Annotated in this window: 18 protein-coding genes; 14 read left to right on the top strand and 4 right to left on the bottom strand. The window is 57.4% G+C overall.

Annotated elements, in window-relative coordinates; genetic code table 11:
* Nucleotides 1–31 precede the first annotated feature (31 nt).
* From GS630_RS02320 to GS630_RS02260, 13 genes are all read left to right on the top strand, one after another.
* Nucleotides 32–1,138 (top strand): cytochrome-c peroxidase, encoded by a 1,107-nt coding sequence (locus GS630_RS02320; protein ID WP_253285927.1) that lies wholly within the window; start codon nucleotides 32–34, stop codon nucleotides 1,136–1,138.
* 11 nt (nucleotides 1,139–1,149) lie between these two features.
* Entirely contained in the window at nucleotides 1,150–2,337 is a 1,188-nt protein-coding gene (locus tag GS630_RS02315) for a cytochrome-c peroxidase (RefSeq protein WP_171621074.1), read from the top strand.
* A gap of 5 nt (nucleotides 2,338–2,342) precedes the next feature.
* On the top strand, nucleotides 2,343–2,912 hold the full coding sequence (locus tag GS630_RS02310; protein WP_171621073.1) for an arsenate reductase (azurin) small subunit: 570 nt from the start codon (nucleotides 2,343–2,345) through the stop codon (nucleotides 2,910–2,912).
* Nucleotides 2,913–2,926: 14 nt separating this feature from the next.
* Complete coding sequence (locus tag GS630_RS02305) at nucleotides 2,927–5,608, top strand: arsenate reductase (azurin) large subunit (RefSeq protein ID WP_171621072.1); 2,682 nt, start codon at nucleotides 2,927–2,929, stop codon at nucleotides 5,606–5,608.
* A 141-nt stretch (nucleotides 5,609–5,749) separates the two neighbouring features.
* A complete protein-coding gene (locus GS630_RS02300; protein WP_171621071.1) occupies nucleotides 5,750–7,960 on the top strand; it encodes a HEAT repeat domain-containing protein in 2,211 nt (736 codons plus the stop codon).
* Between the two features lie 14 nt (nucleotides 7,961–7,974).
* Nucleotides 7,975–8,460, top strand: a complete 486-nt coding sequence (locus tag GS630_RS02295) for a hypothetical protein (RefSeq protein WP_171238294.1) — start codon at nucleotides 7,975–7,977, stop codon at nucleotides 8,458–8,460.
* Nucleotides 8,453–9,697, top strand: coding sequence for a gephyrin-like molybdotransferase Glp (gene glp / locus GS630_RS02290; RefSeq protein WP_171177103.1), 1,245 nt, complete (start codon nucleotides 8,453–8,455; stop codon nucleotides 9,695–9,697). Before GS630_RS02295 ends, glp begins: the two co-directional genes overlap by 8 nt.
* Before the next feature lie 107 nt (nucleotides 9,698–9,804).
* Entirely contained in the window at nucleotides 9,805–10,536 is a 732-nt protein-coding gene (locus GS630_RS02285; protein ID WP_171621070.1) for a response regulator, read from the top strand.
* A 238-nt stretch (nucleotides 10,537–10,774) separates the two neighbouring features.
* Nucleotides 10,775–12,025, top strand: a complete 1,251-nt coding sequence (locus GS630_RS02280; RefSeq protein ID WP_171177099.1) for a sarcosine oxidase subunit beta family protein — start codon at nucleotides 10,775–10,777, stop codon at nucleotides 12,023–12,025.
* A gap of 12 nt (nucleotides 12,026–12,037) precedes the next feature.
* Nucleotides 12,038–12,325: a sarcosine oxidase subunit delta gene (locus GS630_RS02275; RefSeq protein ID WP_171177097.1), complete on the top strand. Its 288-nt coding sequence runs from the start codon at nucleotides 12,038–12,040 to the stop codon at nucleotides 12,323–12,325.
* Nucleotides 12,322–15,276 carry a sarcosine oxidase subunit alpha family protein gene (locus GS630_RS02270; RefSeq protein WP_171621069.1) on the top strand — a complete coding sequence of 985 codons (2,955 nt, stop codon included), beginning with the start codon at nucleotides 12,322–12,324 and terminating at the stop codon, nucleotides 15,274–15,276. The genes GS630_RS02275 and GS630_RS02270 overlap by 4 nt, the downstream gene beginning before the upstream one ends.
* A complete protein-coding gene (locus tag GS630_RS02265) occupies nucleotides 15,269–15,832 on the top strand; it encodes a sarcosine oxidase subunit gamma (RefSeq protein WP_171177093.1) in 564 nt (187 codons plus the stop codon). The genes GS630_RS02270 and GS630_RS02265 overlap by 8 nt, the downstream gene beginning before the upstream one ends.
* Nucleotides 15,833–16,528: 696 nt before the next feature.
* Nucleotides 16,529–18,355, top strand: a complete 1,827-nt coding sequence (locus GS630_RS02260; protein ID WP_171621068.1) for a BCCT family transporter — start codon at nucleotides 16,529–16,531, stop codon at nucleotides 18,353–18,355.
* A gap of 142 nt (nucleotides 18,356–18,497) precedes the next feature.
* Here GS630_RS02260 and GS630_RS02255 read toward each other — a convergent pair whose 3' ends face one another.
* The 4 genes from GS630_RS02255 to GS630_RS02240 all read right to left on the bottom strand — a co-directional run bounded on the left by GS630_RS02255 (nucleotide 18,498) and on the right by GS630_RS02240 (nucleotide 22,831).
* On the bottom strand, nucleotides 18,498–19,289 hold the full coding sequence (locus tag GS630_RS02255) for a xanthine dehydrogenase family protein subunit M (protein ID WP_171621067.1): 792 nt from the start codon (nucleotides 19,287–19,289) through the stop codon (nucleotides 18,498–18,500).
* 94 nt (nucleotides 19,290–19,383) lie between these two features.
* Nucleotides 19,384–21,744 carry a xanthine dehydrogenase family protein molybdopterin-binding subunit gene (locus GS630_RS02250; protein ID WP_171621066.1) on the bottom strand — a complete coding sequence of 787 codons (2,361 nt, stop codon included), beginning with the start codon at nucleotides 21,742–21,744 and terminating at the stop codon, nucleotides 19,384–19,386.
* 51 nt (nucleotides 21,745–21,795) lie between these two features.
* The gene (locus GS630_RS02245) at nucleotides 21,796–22,278 is read right to left on the bottom strand and encodes a (2Fe-2S)-binding protein (RefSeq protein ID WP_171177085.1); all 483 of its coding nucleotides are present in this window, start codon (nucleotides 22,276–22,278) and stop codon (nucleotides 21,796–21,798) included.
* A gap of 28 nt (nucleotides 22,279–22,306) precedes the next feature.
* Nucleotides 22,307–22,831: a CoxG family protein gene (locus tag GS630_RS02240; RefSeq protein ID WP_171235120.1), complete on the bottom strand. Its 525-nt coding sequence runs from the start codon at nucleotides 22,829–22,831 to the stop codon at nucleotides 22,307–22,309.
* Between the two features lie 230 nt (nucleotides 22,832–23,061).
* Here GS630_RS02240 and GS630_RS02235 point away from each other — a divergent pair, with 230 nt between their 5' ends.
* Nucleotides 23,062–23,745, top strand: a complete 684-nt coding sequence (locus tag GS630_RS02235) for a response regulator transcription factor (RefSeq protein ID WP_171177081.1) — start codon at nucleotides 23,062–23,064, stop codon at nucleotides 23,743–23,745.
* Nucleotides 23,746–23,788: the final 43 nt, after the last annotated feature.

Below are 23,788 nucleotides of genomic sequence, written 5' to 3'. Positions count from 1 at the left end.
GAGATCGGATTAGCGATAAAGGGGCTTTTAGATGATGACCAAAGCCAGAACATGGTTCTCGGCGCTTTCGACAGCTTCGCTGCTGACGATGAGCGTCGCGTTCCCGGTTCACCAGGCCCAGGCGGATGAGCCGGGACCGGTAGAAGCCATAGAGTTCGACCCCGCCAAGGCGGCCCTTGGCAAACGTTTGTTTTTTGATCCGCGCCTGTCCGGCGACACCGAGCTGTCTTGCGCCAGCTGCCACCAGCCGGAAAACGGGTTTACCGACGGGCAGGCCCTGTCGGATGCCTATTCCGGCAGCTTGCATTTCCGCAATGTTCCCACGCTGATCAACAGCGCCAAGCGGGCAGCGTGGTTCCATGACGGGCGCATAGGCACCAACCTCAACGACGTGACCCGCGAAAGCATCACTGAGACATACTCGATGAATATGGACATGCGTCTGATGCAAGAACGCATCAAGCAGGACCCCGTCTATGTCGAGATGTTCGAAGCCGCCGGCTTTGGCGAGCCTTCGAACGGCGGTGTCCGCAATGCGATTCCGGAATATTTAAAAACGCTGATCTCGCGCGGGGCACCCTTCGACACCGGTGAGATGTCGGATGAGGCCAAAGCGGGGTACGAGTTGTTCAACGCGAGCGGCTGTAATTCGTGCCACTCGGGCGAGCGCTTCACCGATGACCTGCCGCACAATATCGGCGTTGGCGACAATCCCGATATCTGGGCAACTCCGGAACGTCACATCACTTTCGTGACCATGATGAAGTTCCTCGGCGTCGAGAACTACATGAACCTGCGCGCCGATCCTGGTGCGTATATCCGTACCCACACCGCCGACACGTTCGGCACCTTCATGACACCCACGCTCCGCGAGCTGACCTATACAGCTCCGTATATGCATAACGGCTCGATCGCGACGCTTGAAGATGTGGTGGCCTTCTACAACGCAGGTGGTGGTGACGACGAAAACAAGGATCCGCGCATCAAACCGCTGAACCTGAACGAGACCGAGCAAGCACAGCTGGTGGCCTTCCTCAAGGCGCTGTCCGGCGATCCGCTGAACGGCCCCGACTTCGTCGCCGAAGAGATCGATACGGGCTATGCGCCGATCGAAAACTGGCAAGACGCAACAAACTGAGGAGTGGACCCATGAAAGACCTTAAGTCTTACCTTTCAGGCACAATCGCCACCGCTGCCCTGTTTGCGGTCCTTGGTTCGCAGACTATCGCGGAAACCAGCATGGAGATTGAGGCCGGCATCGGTGGGGCAGACCCCGACCCTGATGCGCCGCTTGTGGCATTGGGTGAGCCCCCAATCCCGTTGGACAACCCCCAGACCGAGGCCAAGATCGAACTGGGCAAGATGCTGTTTTTCGATCCCCGTCTGGGCAGTAACCCATCGACCCCGTGTTCGTCCTGCCATCTGCCGGATGTGGGCTGGGATGTCGAAGCCCCGATCTCGTTCGGCTATCCGGGCACGACCCACTGGCGCAACAGCCAGACCATCGTGAACTCGGCCTATTACGGCAAACTGTTCTGGGCGGGCTCAAGCAAAAGCCTTGAAAGCCAGGCCAAATCCGCCGCAGGCGGTGCGGTAGCAGGCAACGGCGAGGCCGACATGATGGAGGCGCGTCTGGCCTTTGTTCCCGAATATGTCGAACGCTTTAACGATGTCTTCGGTGATCAATGGCCGCGCATCAGCAACGCATGGCGCGCGATTGCCGCGTTTGAACGGACCATTGTTCAGACCGATACCCCCTTCGACAACTATCTGCGCGGGGATGATGCGGCGTTGACCGACGAACAGAAACGCGGGCTGGAGCTGTTTACCGGCAAGGCACAATGTTCCGAATGCCATAACGGTGCGCTGCTGTCGGATGAGAAATACTACAACACCGGCGTGCCCGCCTATGATGGTTGGCAGGATGATGGTTTGGCCCAAGTCACCTTCCGGTATGAGCTTTATGCCAAAGGTTCGACCGAAGAGATGTATCGCCACACCAAGGACGATCCCGGGTTCTATTTCCGCACCAAGGAAAAGGCCGACAAAGGCAAGTTCCGCACGCCGTCCCTGCGCTACACACTCTATACCGAACCCTACATGCACAATGGCATGTTGGAGACGCTTGAGGATGTGGTCGAATTCTACAACCAGGGCGGCGGCGAGAATGAGTTCTCAGCCAACAAAACCCAGCTGATCCAACCCCTTGGCCTGAATGAGCAGGAAAAGGCGGATCTGGTGGCCTTCCTGAAATCCCTGTCCGGTGACGAGATCTTGGTCGAAGAACCCGATCTGCCGGATTATCAGCCGCTTCCTGCGGTTGCAGCAGAGGAGTAAGCGTCATGAAAGATCATAACGCAACCGGATGCAGTTGTACGGGTGAGGCCAAGAAGGCCTGCACCGTGAACCGCCGCCAGTTCCTGTTCGCCTCGGGTGCCACGACCTTTGCCGTGATGGTGGCCATGCCCACCCGTCACGGCCAGGCCGAACAGGTTCCCGCCCTTGTATCCACCTATCCGCGCAAGCTGATCGGCAAACTGTCCGAACTGAAACAGGATGAGCCGGTCGAGTTTTACTACCCGGATGAGGGCGATTATTCGGACTCGATCCTGGTCAAGACCGGCGTGGAAAGCGGCGGTGGCATCGGTCCGCAAAAGGACGTTGTGGCCTTCAACCTCACCTGCACCCACCAGGGCGGGTCGATGTATGACAGCTACAAGCCCGAACATAAGGTGCTGGGCCCGTGCCCGCTGCACCTGTCCACCTATGACGTGACACGGCACGGCATCCTCGTTTCGGGGCAAGCCTACCAGTCTTTACCGCAGGTTCTTTTGGAACTGGACGGTGATGACATCTACGCCGTTGGCATGTTCGGCCTGATCTATGGCCGTTACGACAACCTGATTGCATAAGGGGAGACGGTATCATGGCAACCCCGTATTACGTACCCGAAACAAACGTCCCGCTGCCGCCCAAAGGCGCCGAGGTCATCTCGACCGCCTGTGATTACTGCATCGTGGCCTGTGGTTACAAAGTCTACCGCTGGCCCGTGACGGCCAAACCCGGTGGCCCAACTGCGGACGAAAACGCGTTTGGCGAGGATTTCCCTGTTGCACCTCTGGGTGCCTGGGTCGCGCCGAACCAGCACAATATCGTGCTGCACAAAGGCCAGCCGCACCATGTGGTGATCATTCCTGACAAGGACACGCAATACGTCAACACTGACGGCGACAGTTCCTTGCGGGGCGGGTGTATCGCGCAGAAATGCTATAACCCGCAGACACCGACACGCGACCGTCTGAAGACACCGCTGATGCGGATCTACGGCACATTGATGCCAGTTCCGTGGGATCTGGCGCTGGATGTGGCGGCCGAGGTGGGCAACCACGTCATCGCCAAGCACGGCACCAACGCTTATGGCGTGAAAACCTTCAGCTATCAGTATATCGAGAACACCTATGCGATCTCGAAATACGCGCTGCGCCATATCAACACCGCCAACTTCACTTTCCACGACACGCCGTCCGATGTGACCTCGACCCCCGGTTTCAGGGATGCGGGCTTTGACAACTTTGGCCCCTCCTATGAGGACTGGCGTGACGCGGAAACCCTGCTGGTCTGCGGCACTGATCCATATGAGACCAAGACTATCCTCTATACCCAGTGGATGATGAAGGGGATGCAGAACGGCCAGAAAGAGATCTATCTGATCCCGCGTAGCTCGGCCGGTGTGGCCCATGCAGTCAAGATGGGTGGTCTGCATATCGATGTTCTGCCCGGTACAGACTTGCTGGTCGTCAACGCCATCGCCCGCGTCATCGTGGAAAATGGCTGGGAAGACAGCGACTGGATCAAGAAATGGGTCAACAACAAATGGGAAAGCTCCTCCGGCTTTGGTCAGGGCACCCGGAACACGCCATGGCAGTGGCGCACGACCTGGGGCAAGTTCCAGACCAAAGGCTTTGAAGACTGGAAAGAGTGGCTGCTGTCGCAAGACGAGTTCTCGCCCGAGAACGCAGCCGCCATGGCCGAAATCGATGTGCAGAAAATCTATACTGCCGCCGAATGGCTTGCCAAACCCAAGGCGGATGGCACGCGGCCCAAAACCTCGGTCATGATCGAGAAAGGGTTCTACTGGTCCAACAACACCGGCAACACACAGGCGATTTCCGCGCTAGGCATCATCTGTGGCTGTGGTGGTCGTCCGGGTCAGGTCATTGGCCGGGCCGGTGGACACCAGCGTGGCGGCGTGAAGGGCGGGAAATATCCGCGCAACAAATCGCCCGAGAAGCTGCCGGGTCGCCGTCGCCGCGCCATGGATACCGACCGGTACCTGATCGCAGGTCATACCCGTATGGCCCACGTGATCGGCACCACATGGATCCAGGCCATGTGCGGCAGCCAACAGCTGGCCGACAAGTTCGAGGAACTAACCGTTCGCAACCCGCACCAGATCGCCTCTTTCGACAAGCAAGAGATGATCGACACGTTGAAGGCCCGCGCCGACAGCGGTGGCATGGTGGTGATCAACCAGGACATCTATCTGCAGGACCCGATCGGCAACCGCTACGCCGACATCGTGTTCCCCGCAGCGACCTGGGGTGAAGAGGACTTCTTGCGCGCCAATGGTGAACGCCGTCTGCGTCTCTATCAGAAGTTCTATGATGCTCCCGGTGCGGCAAAACCCGACTGGTGGATCATCGCGCAACTGGCACAGCGGATGGGTTTTGACGGGTTCGACTGGCAGAGCTCGAACGAAGTCGCCGAAGAAGCCGTGCGCTTTACCCGCGGGTCGCGCAAGGACTTCCACGCTGTCTATCGTTTGGCCAAGAAAGAGGGCAAAGGCCTGCACCAGAAGGTCCGTGAGTTTGGCACTGATGGTGTGCAATGCCCGGTCATGCTGGATGCCGATGGCGTAACGCTGATTGAAACCAAGCGTCTGCACGACACAACCCGCACGCTGCCCGATACCGGTGCAGCCGGCGCGGATGTGTTCAACAAGAAGCTGACGCATTTCAACAGCCAAACCGGCAAGTGCAACATTCAGAAATCGCCGTGGGGCCTGTTCTCGGATTATTGGGAATGGCTGAAACCCAACAAGGACGAAGGCGAGCTTTGGGCCACTTCGGGTCGTATTAACGAACGCTGGCAGTCCGGCTTCGACGACCGTCGCCGCCCGTATATCGTGCAGCGCTGGCCGGAAAACTGGGTCGAAATCCATCCCGACGATGCGGCTGAACGCGGCATCGAAAGCGGCGACTATGTGATGGTGTATTCGGAACGCGTTCCGGGCAACAAACACACGCTGCTGGGTGTGGAGGGCGATGACTTTCAGTTCTCGAAACTAATGGAGAACGGGCATATCGAGTTGACCAAAGCGGCGATCACCGCCGTGGCCATGGTCACGCCCGCCATCAAGAAAAGCGTGGTCTACATGGACTTCCTGCACATGCAGCAGCCTGCGAACGCGCTTGAGGGCCGGATCGTCGACTGGATCAGCGGCAACTACAATTACAAGATGGGCGTTGCCAAGCTGCGCAAACTGGGGCCGAGCCCCTACAAGACCTCGTTCCGCACGATGTCCTTTGCGCCGCGCGATATCGCCTGATGAAAGCATGCCGGGGGGCGGACGCCATGCCGCCCCTCTGGTTCGGTCCCACTGCAGAAGGGACCACCTGGAAGGCAGGTATCGGTTGGGAAACCTGCCTTCCACTTCCCAACCCTCCCAACACAAACATGGCAGCTTGATATGAACATTCAGACCAATACCGCCCTGCGAGATGAGGCCGCCGGCCTGTTTTCCGAATATGCAAAATCCGAATATGACGTCATTCGTCTGCGAGCGATTCAGGCCCTGACCACCATAGGCGCCAGCAACAGCCCGGCCCTGATCGAAGCGCTGCTGGACGACGATGAGGACGTCCGGCAGGATGCCGCCCAAGCTCTGGGGGCATTGGGTGTGAAAGAAGCAGCCCCGCAGCTACTTGAGAATCTGATTCACGATCCCTGTGGCGAGGTCAAACTGGCCTGCGTGACGGCCCTGGCCGAGCTTAAGGCCGAAGATGCCGCGCCTTACCTGCGCACCCTCGTCACCGGACGCGGGGATGAGATTACATGGGATGAAGACGAGTTGCACCAGGACGAATGGGATGACTGGCTCGACACCCAGATCGCTGCGATCAGGGCGCTGGGGCAGATGGCGGATGCGACTGCGATTGAGCCCATTGTCATTGCTTTGATGGACGAAGACGGGCAGGAGTTGGGCGATGTTGCCTGCGAGGCTTTGGGACGGATTGGCGTACCAGCCGTGCCAACTCTGGGCGTTTTCACACAGTCTTCAAACCGCCGCCTGCGCCACCGCGCCCTACGTACCCTGGCAACGATTGGTGGTGCCGAAGCCGAAGGTCTTCTGCGCAAGGCTTTGAATGATAAGGATGGAGCTGTTCGTTTGATTGCCCATGAGGCACTGATGCCCAACGATCCGGTTTTGGTCGAGCAAGCATTGACGGACTCAGTGGAAGAAATTCGGATTGCCGCGCTCAATCAGTCCGGTTTTTCAGAACCCGAACTGCTGGACCGTATGATGCGTGACCCCGGCGCCAAGGTTCAAATGGCGCTGATCGATCGACTGGATCGTAGCCAGCCTATCGCGGATCAGGAAGACTTGCGCTGGCAAGTGCTGGACTTCCTTGCCACCGGTCAACAGCCCGAGGTATCGGCGCAGGCGTTGGGCCTGTTGTCAGCTTTGGCGCCGACTTTGGTGGCGGATCGCCTGAATGCGCTTTTTTCTGTTGAAAGCGATGACCTCAAGGCTGAGCGCCTGCAATGGGCTATCGTAGATGCTCTTGCAACTTCTCCCCTGCGCGAAGCGGCTGAATGGTTGCAGCGTGCATGTCGCTCACCCTTCCGGTCCGTTCGGCTCAAGGCTGTGGCGTCACTTGCCTTGATTGTTACTGATGTGGATCGCCCGCATGTGAACCAACAACAGGGCCGAGAGTTGCTGCTGTCCTTTGCGTTGGCCCCGATGCCAGTGGCCTCGGAAAAAGAGGAGACCGAGGAAGACGCCCCGCAGAACGATATCGCCGCGCTGGAAGATGCTGGGCTGGACGTCTCAGAAGGGGGCGAGAATGGTCCAACATCAAGCCTCGGTGCAATCCTCGGCCATGACGCTATCGCCGCTGAGATGACACAAGAGGCCGAGGAAGACACGGTTCAACCCCTGACACCGCGCGAGCAGGCGCTGTTGGCCAAGGCAACCCGTCATCCCAAGCGCCGTCGCGTCGCGCTGGACGACGACGCCGAAGCGCTGGACAGAGAGACCCGCATGTCCGCCATCCGCCTGTTGGGCGAAATTCGCGGGATGCAGATCATGCTTGCTCAGATCGCCAAGGACCCCGAAAGCGATATAGCACAACAAGCCTTTGCAGCGCTTGGCGTTTCAATTGTGCGCAACGGGCTAGAGCTGGGCGAAGCGCAACTGATCGATCTGATCACTCAGGGGCTTTCGCACACAGATTCAACACTTTCGCCGCAAGCATTGAAATTGCTGCAAAAGGCCGATCTGCCACCGCAAGACGCGCTGAGAGGTAAGTTGCGAGCGATGGTAAAAACCGGAGACACCGCCTTTCGCATCGATGCCATGCACGTCCTGACCCAATGGGATGGCACCCCCGACGTGGCGCGTAGCCTGCTGGATGACATTTCGGCCCCGGTGCGGCAAGCAGCGATGCGTCTTTTGTCGGTAACTGCTCCGGATCAGGCAGGCGCTGCTATTGTGCCGTTCCTTCTGGCCAACCCCGAGCAACGAATCCTGACCTATGTCAAAGACGACGCCCCTGCAGTGATGTCCATTGGTCGCCAATTGCTGACCGAGTTGCGCGACGAAGACCACCGCGCCGAATGGCCGGTAATGATAAGCGCGCTGGCCGATTTGTTGGGGGAACCTTCACGGGCGGCCTGAACCCGGAGGGACAGATGGTATTTTCGCTGAAACCATGTGCAGCGATTTTGGCAGGGGTATTGGCATTTGCTCCTGTCGCGAAGGCCTCGGATGTTCCCGAGGTTGCCGTTGTGCATCAGATCATCGATTTGAACGCCGATACCCCGGCGCATACCTTTCGGTTTGAACCGAACCTGTTGCGTGTCCCCGCTGGGGCAACCGTGCGTTTCAAAGGGTCTACTGGGCGTCACACGGTAACGTCGATTATCCGAATGATCCCCGTCAGAGCCCGTAGTTTCGAGATCAGAGGCAAGCCCGAGATGGACTTGACCTTCGAGAAAGAGGGTGTGTATGGCATCCGCTGCCGCGTGCATGGCCGCCATGGCATGGTCATGCTGCTGGTTGTCGGCGATCCCAACTCGAACCTGGAAGAAGCGCGCGCCTATCTGCCCAAACTCGGCGAGGCTGAGCAGGCTGGATTTGAAGCGCTGTTCGAACAATTGGAGAACAAAAATGGCTGATGGATGCGCCTGTGACCGCCACGCTCACATGTACCTATCTGTCGATCAGGCACAGAACCGCGGTTTGGCCGTTTCTGATCCGTTGACCGACACGGAAACATTGCCGTTGATTCAAGCGATTGGACGGGTTCTGGCAGAGGACTGTGTCAGCAAGGTCGACATGCCAGCCTTTGATAATTCGGCGATGGACGGCTATGCGGTTCGGACTCAGGATCTGAGCGATGGCCCACTGTTCGATTTGCCCGTCGCTGGACGTATTGCAGCTGGCGACAGCGGCGCGCATTCGGCCCCGGCAGGCAGTGCACTGCGCATCTTCACTGGTGCTCCGGTTCCTGATGATTTCGACGCGGTGCTGATGCAGGAGGACTGCGAGACGACCGAAACCGGCATCCGGTTCACCCGCCGCCCGAAACCAGGGCAGCATATCCGCCGCGTGGGCGAGGACCTGAAAGCAGGTGCCCCGATCTTGCGCCGGGGATGCGAGATCACGGCGCGTGAAGCAGCCGCTTTGGCCTCGGCCGGGTACGGAGCGGTGAAAGTGGTCCGCAAACTGAAAGTTACAATCTTCTCGACAGGAAGCGAGTTGAAGCAGCCGGGCGAAGAATTGGGCCCCGGCCAGATTTACAATTCGAACCGCTATATGCTGTTGGCATTGTTGGACAAGCCGTGGATCGAGCTGACCGACAAGGGCCCGGTTGAAGACAACCCGGTCTTGCTGGAACAGGTCTTGCGTGAAGCCTGTGAAACCTCTGATCTGATTATTACCACGGGTGGTGTATCTGTCGGGGATGAAGATCATATGCCACGCCTATTCGCGGAAATAGGCGGCCAGACTGATGTGATGAAGGTTGCGATGAAACCCGGAAAACCGATCATGTTCGGACGGCGAGAGGGTGCTTTATATATCGGGCTGCCGGGTAACCCGGTGTCTGCCTATGTGACCTGGCAGATCATTGGATCGCAGATGATGGCGCGGCGGGCCGGGCTGCATCGCACGCCTCAAATGCCAGAGCAGGCGGTTCTGGCCGAGCCGCTTCAGCGCCGCGCGGGTCGTCAGGAGTATCGCCCGGTCCAGATCGAAGGCGTGTCCGTAGAAGGTGCGCCCCGCCTTCGGTTAATGGCCCCATCCTACAGCGGGCGCGTCGCACTGTTGGCGCAAGCCGACGGTTTAGCCATAATTCCGGCAGAGATCGAAGCCATGCCCGAGGGGCAGGGGCTGCATTTTTTGCGGTTCTGATGCCGTTTGTTGCGAGGAATTCTGTTACCGTTCGCGGCTTGCACGACCCAGGTGGCCGCCGGTACAACGGATCAGCGCCAGCCTGTAAAAAACGCTAGAAAGCCATTATGGTCAAAGAACATATTCTTGTAGTTGATGATGATCCCCAGATCACCTCGTTCTTGCAGAGGTATCTGGAGAAGCAGGGTTGTCAGGCCACCTGTGCGGCGGACGGCGATGCGATGGATGCGATCCTGGCGCAAGGTGGCGTGGATTTGATCCTGTTGGACATTGGCCTGCCGGGACGCAGTGGTTTTGACATTACCCGCCAGTTACGGGTCGAATCGAATATTCCGATCATCGTTTTGTCGGGCCGCGACGACATTTTTGACCGCGTTGTAGGATTGGAATTTGGTGCTGACGATTATATCACCAAGCCCTTCGAAGCGCGTGAAGTGCTGGCACGCATCCGGACTGTGTTGCGTCGAAGCCGCGGGGACGAGGACGTGAGCTCTGCAAATGGGTCTGGGTCTCCACTGATCATGTTCGGCGACTGGGTTCTGAACCCTTATGAACGGACGTTGACATCCAAAGACAGTGGTCAGCAAACGCCTTTGACCACAACGGAATTTGATGTTTTGCAGGCGTTTGTCCTAAGCCCGCATATTGTGTTTTCCCGTGATCAGTTGCTGGACAAGGCGCGGGGCCGGGACACTGTCGTAGGCGACCGAACAATAGACGTTCATGTTTTGCGTCTTCGCAAGAAGATCGAGCCCGACCCGACCGACCCCACATATATCAAGACGGTTCACGGTATCGGATATTGCTTTGCGGCGAATGTGCAAAAGTCCGGGGCGTGAAGCGCAGGGCTTTCCGGGCGTCAGGTGGTGCTAAGACACCAGCTCTTCTGCTTCTTTCTTTGAGCTAATGAACTATTTGGCGAAAAGAAGGACTTGCGTTTTAATTTCTGCGGCGAACGTTCCCTGAACATCCTAAATTTGTCGCTGTTGTTAAAGTGCATGACGGAATATGCACTGACAGAGGCGATTGGAGTGCGTCACGATGCGTTGGTGCACAGAAAGTTAGGAACACTTCCACATGCGGTATTCGGCGCTCGCTATTTTGCGACAGGTTCTGAACGGACACAGGGGCTGGGGCCCCGCGTGGCGGGATCCCGAGCCGCAATCGGACTATGATTTTATCGTCATCGGTGGCGGCGGTCACGGTCTGGCAACGGCTTACTATTTGGCGAAGGAACATAATGCAGCCCGCGTTGCAGTGTTGGAGAAGGGCTGGATCGGTGGTGGCAATGTGGGCCGGAATACCACGATCATTCGAGCCAATTACTTGCTGGACGGCAATCAGCCGTTCTATGAGTTGTCGCTGAAACTCTGGGAGAACCTTGAGCAGGACCTTAACTACAACGCGATGGTCAGTCAGCGTGGCATTCTGAACCTGTGCCACACGGATTCACAGCGCGATGCGTATCGCCGTCGGGGCAATGCGATGATGTTCACCGACTCGGGGGCCGAATTGCTGGACACCGACGGTGTGCGTGCGATGTATCCGTTCCTGAATTTTGATGATGCACGTTTCCCGATCCTCGGCGGACTGCTGCACCGCCGCGGTGGTACAGCGCGGCATGACGGAGTGGCCTGGGGCTATGCCCGTGCAGCGGACCAACGCGGTGTCGATATTATTCAGAACTGCGAGGTCACTGGATTTCGCATCGAGAACGGCAAGGTTCTGGGTGTTGAAACCACGCGGGGTTACATCGGCGCCAAGAAAGTGGGCGTTGCAGTTGCGGGTTCGTCCGGCCGGGTGATGGCCCATGCGGGACTGCGTCTGCCGATCGAAAGCCATGTGCTGCAGGCCTTTGTGTCCGAGGGGCTGAAACCAGTTTTGGACGGTGTGATCACCTATGGGGCCGGGCATTTCTATATCAGCCAGTCTGACAAAGGGGGGTTGGTGTTTGGTGGCGATATCGATGGCTACAACACCTATGCACAACGCGGCAACCTGCCGGTGGTCGAAGATGTCGTTGAAGGGGGTATGTCCCTTATGCCGATGATCGGCCGAACACGCCTGCTGCGCATGTGGGGCGGAGTGATGGACATGTCGATGGACGGGTCGCCGTTTATTGACCACACCGGTGTAGACGGTCTCTATTTCAACGGCGGTTGGTGCTATGGCGGCTTCAAGGCAACGCCGGCCTCGGGCTTTTGCTTTGCGCATTTGATGGCCACAGATCGCCCGCATGAAGTCGCCACCGCGTATCGTCTCGACCGCTTCAGAACGGGTCGAATGATCGACGAAAGAGGCGCGGGCGCGCAACCGAATCTGCACTGAGGAAGCCAGGACATGATCATTAATCACCCACTGCTTGGCCCGCGTGATGCATCCGAGTTCACCTATCTGGGCGATGCCGCGTTGATCGAACGGCCAGATTGGCAGTCAGAAACGGCGCAAGACGAATTTCACGACTATGTCTACTTGCGAGACAACCCTGCGGGGACGCATCGCGAGCTTTGGTTTCATGAGCAGGGGGACCGGTCCTGGCTGGTGGTTACCCGCAATACAATGACGCATGAAATTCTGGCAACGGAACTGGCGCGGGATGTTGCCCGCAAGATGGGGCGCGGGAAATGACTCAGAAAAATCGCTTGCAAGGGGGCTTGGTCGACCGCTCGAAAAAGCTGTGTTTTACCTTCGATGGGAAGTCATACGAAGGGTATCAGGGCGACACGCTTGCCTCGGCCCTTTTGGCCAATGATGTGCGGTTGGTTGGCCGATCTTTCAAATATCACCGACCGCGGGGTGTTCTGGCGTCGGGTTCTGAAGAACCCAACGCGCTGGTCGAATTGCGCACGGGCGACCGACAGGAACCCAATACGCGGGCAACGACCGTTGAGTTGTTTGACGGGCTTGAGGCGCGCTCGCAAAACCGTTGGCCCTCTTTGGCGTTTGACGTACTCTCTATCAATGACCGGTTGTCTCCTTTTCTGACGGCGGGGTTCTACTACAAAACGTTCATGTGGCCCAAAGCGTTCTGGGAAAAGCTCTACGAACCGATGATCCGCCGGGCCGCTGGTCTGGGCAGCCTGTCGCAAAAGGATGACCCGGATATTTACGATAAAGGGTATCTGCATTGTGACGTGCTGGTGATCGGGGCGGGACCTTCGGGCTTGATCGCCGCTTTGACGGCGGCTCGTGCTGGAGCAAGGGTCATTCTGGCTGATGAAGACAGTCAGATGGGCGGTCGCTTGCTAGCCGATAGCGACAGGTTCGAGGATGTTTCGAATTCCGATTGGGTCGCGCAGGTTCTGGGCGAGCTGGCGTCGATGGACAATGTCCGCCTGCTGACGCGTACCACCGTGTTTGGTGTGTATGACCATGGCATCTTTGGCGCGCTCGAGCGCGTGTCGGATCACCTTGCTACGCCCGAGGTGGGCAAGCCGCGTCAGATCCTGTGGCGGATCTACTCAAAAAGGTCGTTGCTGTGCGCCGGTGCGACCGAGCGGCCCATCGCGTTTGCGAATAACGATCGTCCGGGCATTATGCTGGCAGGCGCGATGCGTGAATACGCAAACCGCTGGGCAGTGACGCCGGGTCAGCGCGTTGCAATCTTCACAAATAACGACGAAGGCCACTTTGTTGCGCAAGACCTGATCCGCGCCGGTGTTAAGGTTGTCGCCGTGATTGATCCCCGTCGCGATGTCACGCGCATTGCAGAATGCGAGTTGCTGGCGGGTGCACAGGTCACGGATACGCAGGGCCGACTGGGCCTGAAAATGATCACCGTGCAGCTGTCTGATGGTAAAACCCGGCCGATTGAAGTAAGTGGATTGGGCGTCTCGGGCGGGTGGAACCCAAATGTACAGCTGACATGCCACCAGCGCGGTCGTCCCCAATGGTCCGAGGAACTTGCGGCTTTCGTGCCTTCTGCTGATCTGCCACAGGGCATGAACGTGGCAGGGGCAGCAGCCGGTGATCTTACCACAGCTGGCGCGTTAGTTTCGGGCTGCAACGCAGCGCTTACGGCGCTGGAGGGGCTGGGGCTTAAAGCCAGCGCAATCGATCTGCCAAAGAGCAATGACGAGGCGGTTCGGATCACGCCGCTATGGCATGTGCCTGGCAAAGGCCGCGCCTGGCTGGATTTCCAGAACGACGTGACTGTTAAGGACGTTAGACTTGCCGAACAGGAAGGGTTTCGCAGCGTTGAACACCTGAAACGGTACACCACGCTTGGAATGGCGACCGATCAGGGCAAGACGGCTAATGTGGGTGCTTTGGCCGTGATGGCCGAGATCACCGGCAAGAGTATTCCAGAAACCGGTACTACCATATTCCGCCCGCCGTATTCTCCGGTGTCGCTGGGAGCTTGGGCCGGGCGCTCGGTCGGCAAGGAATTCAGGCCCACCCGTCTGACGCCCAGCCACCAATGGGCTGAAGAACAGGGCGCGGTGTTTGTCGAAGTTGGCCCCTGGCTGCGCGCACAATGGTTCCCGCAGTCCGGTGAAACCCATTGGCGTCAATCGGTAGACCGCGAGGTTCTGGCCGTGCGCAGCGGCGTCGGTGTTTGTGACGTGACCACGCTGGGTAAAATCGACGTACAGGGCACCGATGCAGCGGCGTTTCTGAACAAGGTCTATTGCAACGGGTTTGCCAAGCTGCCCGTGGGCAAGACCCGATATGGGCTGATGTTACGCGAAGATGGTCTTGTTATGGATGACGGTACCGCCGCGCGTTTGGCCGAGGACCATTTTGTGGTGACTACGACGACGGCCAATGCCGTTGGTGTTTATCGCCATATGGAATTTGTGCATCAATGCCTGTTCCCGGACATGGACGTGCAGCTGATCTCGACCACAGACGCCTGGGCTCAGTTTGCCGTGGCGGGCCCGAAATCTCGAGAGCTGTTGCAGCAAGTTGTTGATGACACATTTGACATCAGCAATGAGGCATTCCCATTTATGGGTTGTGCAGAAATCACCATTGCAGGCGGTGTCCCCGCCCGACTGTTCCGCATCTCGTTTTCCGGCGAGTTGGCGTTTGAGCTGGCGGTTCCCACCCGGTACGGCGACGCATTGATCCGGCATCTGATGGAACTTGGCAAACCCTTGGGTGTAACCCCATACGGGATGGAAGCCTTGGGCGTATTGCGGATCGAAAAAGGCCATGTCACGGGGAATGAACTGAACGGAACCATCAGCGCCCATAATCTGGGTATGGGGCGCATGGTTTCGACCAAAAAAGACAGTATCGGCGCGCCGCTCAGCGCGCGCGCGGCTTTGGTTGATCCCGAGGGTCTGGCGCTGGTTGGCATTCAACCCGTTGAGAACTCTGACACTGTGTTGGCAGGGGCGCATGTCTTTGCCGAGGGTGCACCGCATTTGCGGCAGAACGATCAGGGCTATGTCACTTCAGCAGGATACTCTCCACACTTGTCCAGCAGTATCGGTCTTGCCTTTGTGGAACGCGGATCGCAACGTCTGGGTGAAGTTGTTCAGGTTGTGAGCCCGGTAGACAATTCGAACATCAAAGCAACCCTTGTCAGTGCCCATTTCGTTGACCCTGAAGGAGACAGGCTCCGTGCGTGATTTTGTTGCCAAGACTGCCTTAGGCGGCATTGAGCCCCGCAAAGATGTGATTGGATCGCTTACCCTTCAGGAACGAGATGATATCGCCCTGGCTTCAATCTCTGCCCGTTTGGGTCAGGAAGAAGCGCTAAAAGCCAGGCTAGAGACCGTGTGTTCCGTTGTCGCTCCAAAGCCGGGGCGCAGCGAACAAGGCGAAAACAGAAGCTTGCATTGGTTGGGTGCTGATCAATACCTGTGTGAAGAAGCGCTTTCCGGCCCGTTGGTCTTGGCCCGTCGGCTCGTGGATGAATTGGCAGGTGTCGCCTCGGTCACTGATCAGACGGATGCCTTTGTGCGGATGGACGTATCGGGTCAAGGCGTAGTCGATCTGTTACAACGCCTGACCGTCCTGGATGTTGAACAGATGCTCGCCGGGGCTTTCAGTCGTACCGCCATTCACCACGTGGGATGCTTGCTGCGTTGCAATGAGGCTGGGATGGCCTTTTCGGTGTACGCGCCGCGCAGCTATGCGATCTCAGTTCACCACGCGTTGGTTGAAGTATCCAAGGCTTTGTAGGCGGCGTGCTGGGATGCTTGCTCGCAAGGGCGTGAAACGGATTTGGGTCGCGCCTAAACGCGCCTGCGCCCGATCAGACTGAACCAGGCGTTTCCATGCCAGCGCTGTACTCGCCTCATTGCGCGCGGCCTGTAATACCAATTCATAACTGTGCATGCGGGGTTAAACAGGAATTTCACCCTGAAAACCTATGTCGCGAAAACAAGAAGGCCCGGTGTCCAAGTGTTCTCATGCTCTTCAAGGAATACCAGGCGCCACTGAGAGCCCAACAACAACTGTCTAAAACCTCAGTGACGCGTTGCAGCGCTTGATGGTGTCGCTAACACTAAAATGAGCGAATGTGTTAGTCGTATACTGAGGTGTAAGTGTCGCCTTTTTGACTGAGCTACCCTCACCTAGCATATATTTATTCCAAGTTGAAAAACGCAAAAATATTTGTGCTTGCGCGCTTTGGTCAAGCGGCTTCAACGTATGCCGGAAAATCCAGAGGCGTATGCAAGTGGTTAAAAAACCGGGAGAAGATAAACGGTAAGCCATGCAGCCAAGCGTGGTCAATTGACCGTAGCTCAAATCTGAACTGTGCAAGGTTCTCAGTTGATCTGGCCTGTGGAGCAGAGCGTTTCGCTTAGTGACCCGGGAAATCAACCTGCTCAGTTACATAATCCAAAACGGCATACGCAAGGAGGAGCACCCAACATGTCGATACCTGAACCTTTTACGGACGTTGAAATAGAAACGGCGGATGCCGGTTTCTATGAAAACTACAGCGTCCCGATTGCCCTTATCAGTAAGGCGATCATGGTTGGCTTGGTTTTGTGGGCTCTGGTTTTCCCCGCAAATGCGAATAGCACGCTGGGCAGCCTGAACGGACAGTTGCTCGAAGTTTTCAACAGTTTCTATGTCGTAATTGTAGGCCTGTTTTTCTTTTTCCTTGCCATCGTGGCCATCCTTCCGGCAACGGGTCGCCGGGTTATGGGTACTCCTGGAGAAAAACCTGAATTCTCGAATTTCTCATGGTTTTCCATGATGTTTGGAGCCGGTCTGGGTGTAGGCTTGATGGTGTTCGCCACAGCAGAACCGCTGGGCCTTTGGGGATCAAACCCCGTGGTCGTGTCTGGAGCGGTTGAAGGCAACACGCCTGAAGCCCTGCAATCGGCTTACCGCTTCACCTACTTGCACTATGGCTTCCATGCGTGGGCGATCTACGTCGTGACTGGTCTGTCGCTGGCCTACTACGCATACACGCGCGACATGCCGCTCACGATCCGCTCGGCGTTGACACCGCTGTTTGGTCGTTTCGTCAACGGCTTTTTCGGCCATGTGGTCGATGTTTTGGGCGTTGTTGCAACGATCCTAGGTGTGTCCGTTACTATCGGTTACGGGGTCAGCCAGTTTATTGACGGCGTCTACGCCATCACCGGTATGGGCTGGGTCATGGATCTGGGCGGAGAAGTTCCGACTCCCAGCAAAGTTGGCCTGATCACCGGTCTGATCGTCATCATGACGTTGTCGATCATCTCGGCTGTATCGGGTGTTGGCCGGGGTGTGAAATACCTGTCGAACCTGAACCTCGTCCTGTCGATAATCCTGCTGGGCACATTTATCGTATTCGGTTCGTTTGTCTTTGCCATGACCACATATGGCTCAGCGATGATCGACTACATCCTTCACTTCCTGTCGCTTAGCTTTAATGCCTACGGCCCCCTGTCGGCCGAAGCATTTGCTGCGGCTCTACCCGCCGAGGCGCAAGCTCACGCAGCAGACCTGATGGGTGGTGCAACCAACGCCTGGGGTAGCTTTGACGGCTTCAAGGGCGGGCTGGAAGGCGCAGCAGCCGAGTTGGACGAAGCGACCTTGGCCGCAGCTTATGCAGCCGGTGAGCAAGGCCGTCAGTTCGGTTGGCAGGCTGGTTGGACTACCTTCTACTGGGCCTGGTGGATCGCGTTCTCGCCCTTTGTGGGCCTGTTCCTGGCGCGTATCTCCAAAGGTCGCACTGTCCGTGAGTTCATCCTGGGCTGCGTGTTCGCACCGGCACTGGTCTGCTTTGCATGGATGACCGTATTGGGCGGTACTGCGATTGATTTGGAACTGGCAGGCGCCGCTGAAGGTGCGATCATCGGGGCATCGAACACCAACAAGCTGTTCGTGACGCTGTCCTACATGATCGACGGTGGTTTGCTGTCTATGCTGAACGTCATGTGCGTGATCCTGATCATGACCTTTCTGGTCACGTCTGCTGACTCGGGTATTTTGGTGATGAACACCATTATGTCCGGTGGCAGCCAGGAAACGGGTGTCAAGCACCGCATTATCTGGGGCGTGATCCTGACGGCAGTGATCGGTGCGCTGATCCTGGCAGCGGGTGAAAACAACCCGATGGATGCATTGCGCAATGCCATGATCATTGGCGCGCTGCCGTTCACAATGGTGATGGGTCTGATGTGCGTTTCGCTGGGCAAGGCATTGTTCCGCGACAGCCAGCGCGACAAACACGGCACTGTAAGCACACAGGCTGCTGAGTAAGCCCACGATTTGTAGATCGTTTGGTCAGGCCGCTCTGTCACGGGCGGCCTGACTTTTTACGTAAGTTCCTGCGCCAGCTTTGAGTTTCCACAAAAAGCCCCGGGGCGAACCGGGGCTTAGCGGACTCTCGTTTCAACAATGCTTACATGCAGGCTTCAATTGCGCGCTTTGTCATGACCGATACAAGGTGCGCGCGGTATTCTTTGCTGCCATGCAAATCGGCGATCATATTCGCCGGATTGATCCGAAGACCCATCAAAGCATCTGGGCGGAATTCCTTGTCCAGGGCTTCTTCGGCCTCGGACCAACGGAAGACACCATCTTCGCTTGCACCCGTCACAGCAACGCGCACGCCATCCGCAAAACGGGCCAGGTAGACGCCGACCAACGCAAACCGTGACGCGGGCTGCAGGAACTTTTGATAGCTCGCTGCCTGCGGTACGGGGAAACGGATCGAGGTGATGATTTCACCTTCGTCAAGCGCAGTTGTAAACATGCCCTCAAAGAACGCATCCGCAGCGATCTGACGCGCATTTGTCACGATGGTTGCCCCGGACCCCAGAACCCCCGCTGGATAGCAAGCTGCCGGATCATTGTTGGCCACAGAACCACCTATGGTGCCCCGATTGCGCACTGCAGGGTCACCGATCTGACCGGCAAGCGCCGCCAGGGCTGGATACGTTGCGGCAGTGTCAAGCGCCACAGTGGCATGCGTTGTCGCGCCACCGATCGAGACGGACCCGTCATCCTCAGCGCAAACGCCCTGCATCTCGGCTATCCCACTCATCGACACCAGCTTGGATGGTGCGGCAAGTCGCTGCTTCAGTGTCGGGATCAGTGTCTGCCCGCCTCCCAGAGCCTGCGCATCCTCAGCCCCCAACGCAGCAACCGCATCGGCGATGGTCGAGGGTTTTTCAAAATCGAAACTGTACATTTCGTCTTCCTTTCCGAAAGGCGCGGATCCGCCCTTCATCTGGCTATAAATATCTCGGGGAGCGCGAGGGGCTGGCCCCTCGCACCCCAACACCTCAACTGTTCATCGCAGACCAAACGCGAGACGGGCTCATTGGCATGTCGATGTGATCCACCGCCTTGCCACCCGAATTCAGCGCGTCCAGAACCGCGTTGACCACTGCAGGCGGCGAGCCGATCGCTCCGGCCTCGCCACAGCCTTTCACGCCCAACGGATTGTGCGTACAAGGCGTCTGGCTGGAATGGTCGACACCATAAAACGGTACGTCATCTGCGCGTGGCATCGCGTAGTCCATGTACGAGGCGCTGAGCAATTGGCCGTTCGCATCATAGGCACAGTTCTCAAGCAGAGCCTGGCCGATGCCCTGGCCAATACCGCCATGCACCTGACCGTCGACGATCATCGGGTTGATGATGTTGCCAAAGTCGTCCGCCGCCGTGAACTTTTCGATGCTGACCTGGCCGGTATCCGGATCGACCTCAACCTCACAGGCGTAGGCACCAGCCGGGAAGGTAAAATTGGCCGGGTCATAGAACGCAGTCTCTTCCAGCCCTGGCTCCACTTCTAGCGGGAAGTTGTGTGGAACATAGGCCGTCAGGGTTACATCGCCCCAGGCCACCGATTTGTCGGTTCCTGCTACACTAAACTGACCGTCTTTCAACTCGATATCGGCCTCGGACGCTTCCAACAGGTGCGCGGCGATCTTTTTGGCTTTTTCGATCACCTTCTCAGTTGCCTTGACCATAGCCGAGCCGCAGACAGCCAACGAACGAGAGCCGTATGTGCCCATTCCAAACGGAATCTTCGAAGTATCGCCATGTACGATTTCGACCAACGACTCATCAATGCCGATCATGTCGGCCACAACCTGTGGGAAGGCGGTCTCGTGCCCTTGTCCGTGGCTGTGTGCGCCGACCATGACGCTGATTGAACCGGTGGCGTTCACGCGAACAGTGGCTGCATCATAAAGACCCGCGCGGGCCCCAAGCATCCCAACAATGTTGGATGGCGCAATGCCACACGCTTCGATGTAGCAGTTGATGCCCAAGCCCCGCAGCTTGCCTTTGGCTTCGCTTTGCGTACGACGCGCGGCAAAGCCTGCCAGATCAGCAGCGGCCTCAAGCTTGTCCATCGTTCCGTTGTAATCCCCGGTGTCATAGGTCAGCGCTACTGGTGTGTCATAGGGGAACTGAGTGACAAAGTTCTGACGGCGCAGCGCTATCGGGTCGACGCCCAACTCGCGCGCTGCCTTATCCACTACGCGCTCCAACTGGAACGTCGCTTCGGGACGACCCGCACCGCGATAGGCATCCACCGGAACCGTGTTGGTGAACATCGCTTTCACATTCACCTGAATGACCGGCGTCTTGTAGTTGCCTGCCATCAGAGTCCCATGCAGCCAGGTTGGAACCGAGCTTGAGAAGGTCGACAGATACGCACCCAGATTGGCAAAGGTGTTGGTACGCAGACCGATGAAATTGTTATCTGCATCCAGCGCCAGTTCGATCTTGCTGACATGGTCACGGCCATGGGCATCTGACATGAACGCCTCGGACCGGCTTGAAGTCCACTTGACCGGACGGCCACAAGCTTTGGCAGCGAAGGTACAGAATGCCTCTTCCGCATAGTGGAAGATTTTGGTGCCGAAGCCACCGCCAACGTCTGGGGCCACAACGCGCACCTTGTGTTCGGGTAAGCCCAGAACAAAAGCGCACATCAACAGGCGGATCACGTGCGGGTTTTGCGACGTGGTATAAAGCGTATACTCGTCCGTTCCACGCTTGTATTCGCCAACGGCGACACGCGGTTCCATTGGGTTCGCGACCAGACGGTTGTTGACCAGATCAAGCGTCGTCACATGCGCGGCATTGGCAAAGACTTCATCGACCTTGGCGTCGTCAGTTTCACCCAACTGCCAATCGTAACAGATGTTGTTCTTTAGATCGTCATGAACCAGCGTTGCGCCATCCTGCGCTGCAGCCTTCATGTCGATTACAGCGGGCAGCTCTTCGATGTCCAGATCGATGGCTTCGGCAGCGTCACGCGCCTGCTCAAGGCTGTCGGCCACAACTGCGGCAATCGGATCGCCCACATGGCGCACTTTGCCCTGCGCCAGAATAGGATGCGGAGGTTCCTGCATCGGAGCGCCATGCTTGTCGGTCACTTCCCATCCGCAAGGCATCCCGCCGACGCCTTCAAAATCCTTGCCGGTGAACACCTTGACCACGCCGGGCATGGCTTCGGCGGTAGAGGTGTCTATTGATTTGATCCGACCATGCGCAATGTCAGATCTCAGAAAATGCACATAAGCTTGGCCATGTACGTTTATGTCGTCGGTGTAATTACCTGCTCCGGTCAGAAAGCGCACGTCCTCGCGCCGCTTGGAACTGGCTCCGATGCCACTGTCTTTGGGCATTGCTTGTTCTCCTCCCTGGAAAAGAATTTTCGGCGAAAATTCTTGTGCGCCTCACTCGGCGGCGATGCTGGAAACGTCTTGGCCAGATGCGGCCATGATCGCTTTGACGATGTTGTGATACCCGGTGCATCGGCACAGGTTGCCTTCCAGATATTTCCGGATTTCAGCCTCGGTTGGGCGCGGGTTCTCTTTCAGCAGTGCTGCCGCACTCATCACCATGCCTGGCGTGCAAAAGCCGCACTGAAGGCCATGGTGGTCCTGAAACGCCTGTTGGATCACGTTCAGCGATCCATCCGCATTGGCCTGGCCTTCGATTGTACCAACGTCGGCCCCGTCAGCCTCAGCCGCCAGCATGTTGCACGACTTCACCGCCTCACCGTTCACATGCACGACGCAGGCGCCACACTGCGCAGTGTCACAACCGACATGGGTGCCCGTCAAAGACAGATGCTCACGCAGAAAACCGGACAGCAATGTCCGGCCCTCAACGTCTCCGCTTACGGCCTTGCCGTTCACGGTCATTGAAATCTTCATGAATTTCTCCTCCCTGAATTCCCTTGGTTCAATCGCCCAATACGCGTTTGAACCAGCCTTTCTTTTCTTCCTTTTCCTCACCGTCATCCGAAGTTTCCGCCTCGGGCGCTGGTTGCGGTTCGACCGCGTTCTGAAAATTCTCAAAGAACTGATCAGCCAGTTTTCTGGCAACGCCGTCGATGACCCGTCCTCCCAACTGGGCCAGCTTGCCGCCAACACGAGCGTCGACGCTGTATGTCAGCAAAGTACCTTCGGGGGCGTCTGCCAGACTCACATCTGCAGACCCTTTGGCGAACCCTGCTGCTCCGCCCTTACCTTCACCCGAGAGCTTCACGCTTTCAAGCGCCACGAGATCGGAAAGAGTGACGGCCCCTTTGAAGGTCGCTTTGACAGGCCCAACTTTTTGCACAACCGTTGCTTCGAACCCGTCTTCAACCGAGCCTGTCATCTCCTGACACCCCGGAACGCAGTCTTTCAGAACCTCCGCCGACAAGAGCGCATCCCAGACCTTGGATCGTGGCGCAGCTATGACGCGGCTGTCACTCAGTTCCATTCAATGTCTCCAACCATTTTTTGTTACGCTACGCGGTGTTGGCTGCCCTGCCTATAAGACCTTGGGTGTAGTCGCCGCCCTGCGCGCAGCCAATATAGACCACTGTGACGCTGCATTTCCCTGTAAGCAAACCATTTGTCGTCTACGACCATCGGCCAGTAGGGACGGTTTTCATTGAGTGTTAGGATTGGTTAGGGTGGGACCAAATGGATTACAAAAGGCGATACCAAATGCTTGCCGATTCCGCCCGACGGACAGATTTCAAGAATGTGCTGATTGTTGATGACCATCCTTTGTTTTGCGACGCTCTGTCGATGACCTTACAGACGGTGGCGAAGATTGGCGACATCCACACCGTGGACAGGCTGGAAGGTGCCATGGATCTACTGGCGCAAGGATTAAAACCGGATGCGGTCATGCTGGATCTGAACCTGCCGGATGTGGACGGGTTGGACGGGCTTGTGCGTCTTAAAGCTGCTGCCAATGTGCCGGTCATTGTGGTGTCTTCCCTGACGGACAGCCGTGTTGTCAATCAAGTTATTCAAGCCGGAGCGTCTGGTTATGTGCCCAAGCACAGTCAGCGGGATGTGTTTCGAACAGCAATAGAAGCGGTGCAAGCAGGTGACATTTTTGTGCCCGAAGGCTGCGTGTTGATCGAGGCGGAAGAAGACGACGAACACAGCGATGCAGTAAACCGGCTGGCGACGCTGACAAATCAGCAATCGCGAATACTGCAACTGATCTGCGAAGGCAAATTGAATAAGCAAATCGCCTATGACCTTTCAATTGCCGAGACCACGGTAAAGGCGCATGTTACTGCAATCATGCGGAAATTGGGTGTGCAAAGCCGCACGCAGGCGGTTTTGATCGCCAAGAAAGCGTCGTTTGCCAGCGTCTTGCAAGAGCAGGGCTAAGCGGCATAGTCTCATTCAACCGTCGCGCTTTGAGGGAGGACGC

It is taken from the genome of Ruegeria sp. HKCCD7303, assembly GCF_013111185.1.
GTDB lineage: Bacteria > Pseudomonadota > Alphaproteobacteria > Rhodobacterales > Rhodobacteraceae > Ruegeria.
This window is presented reverse-complemented; position numbering and strand designations above follow the sequence as displayed.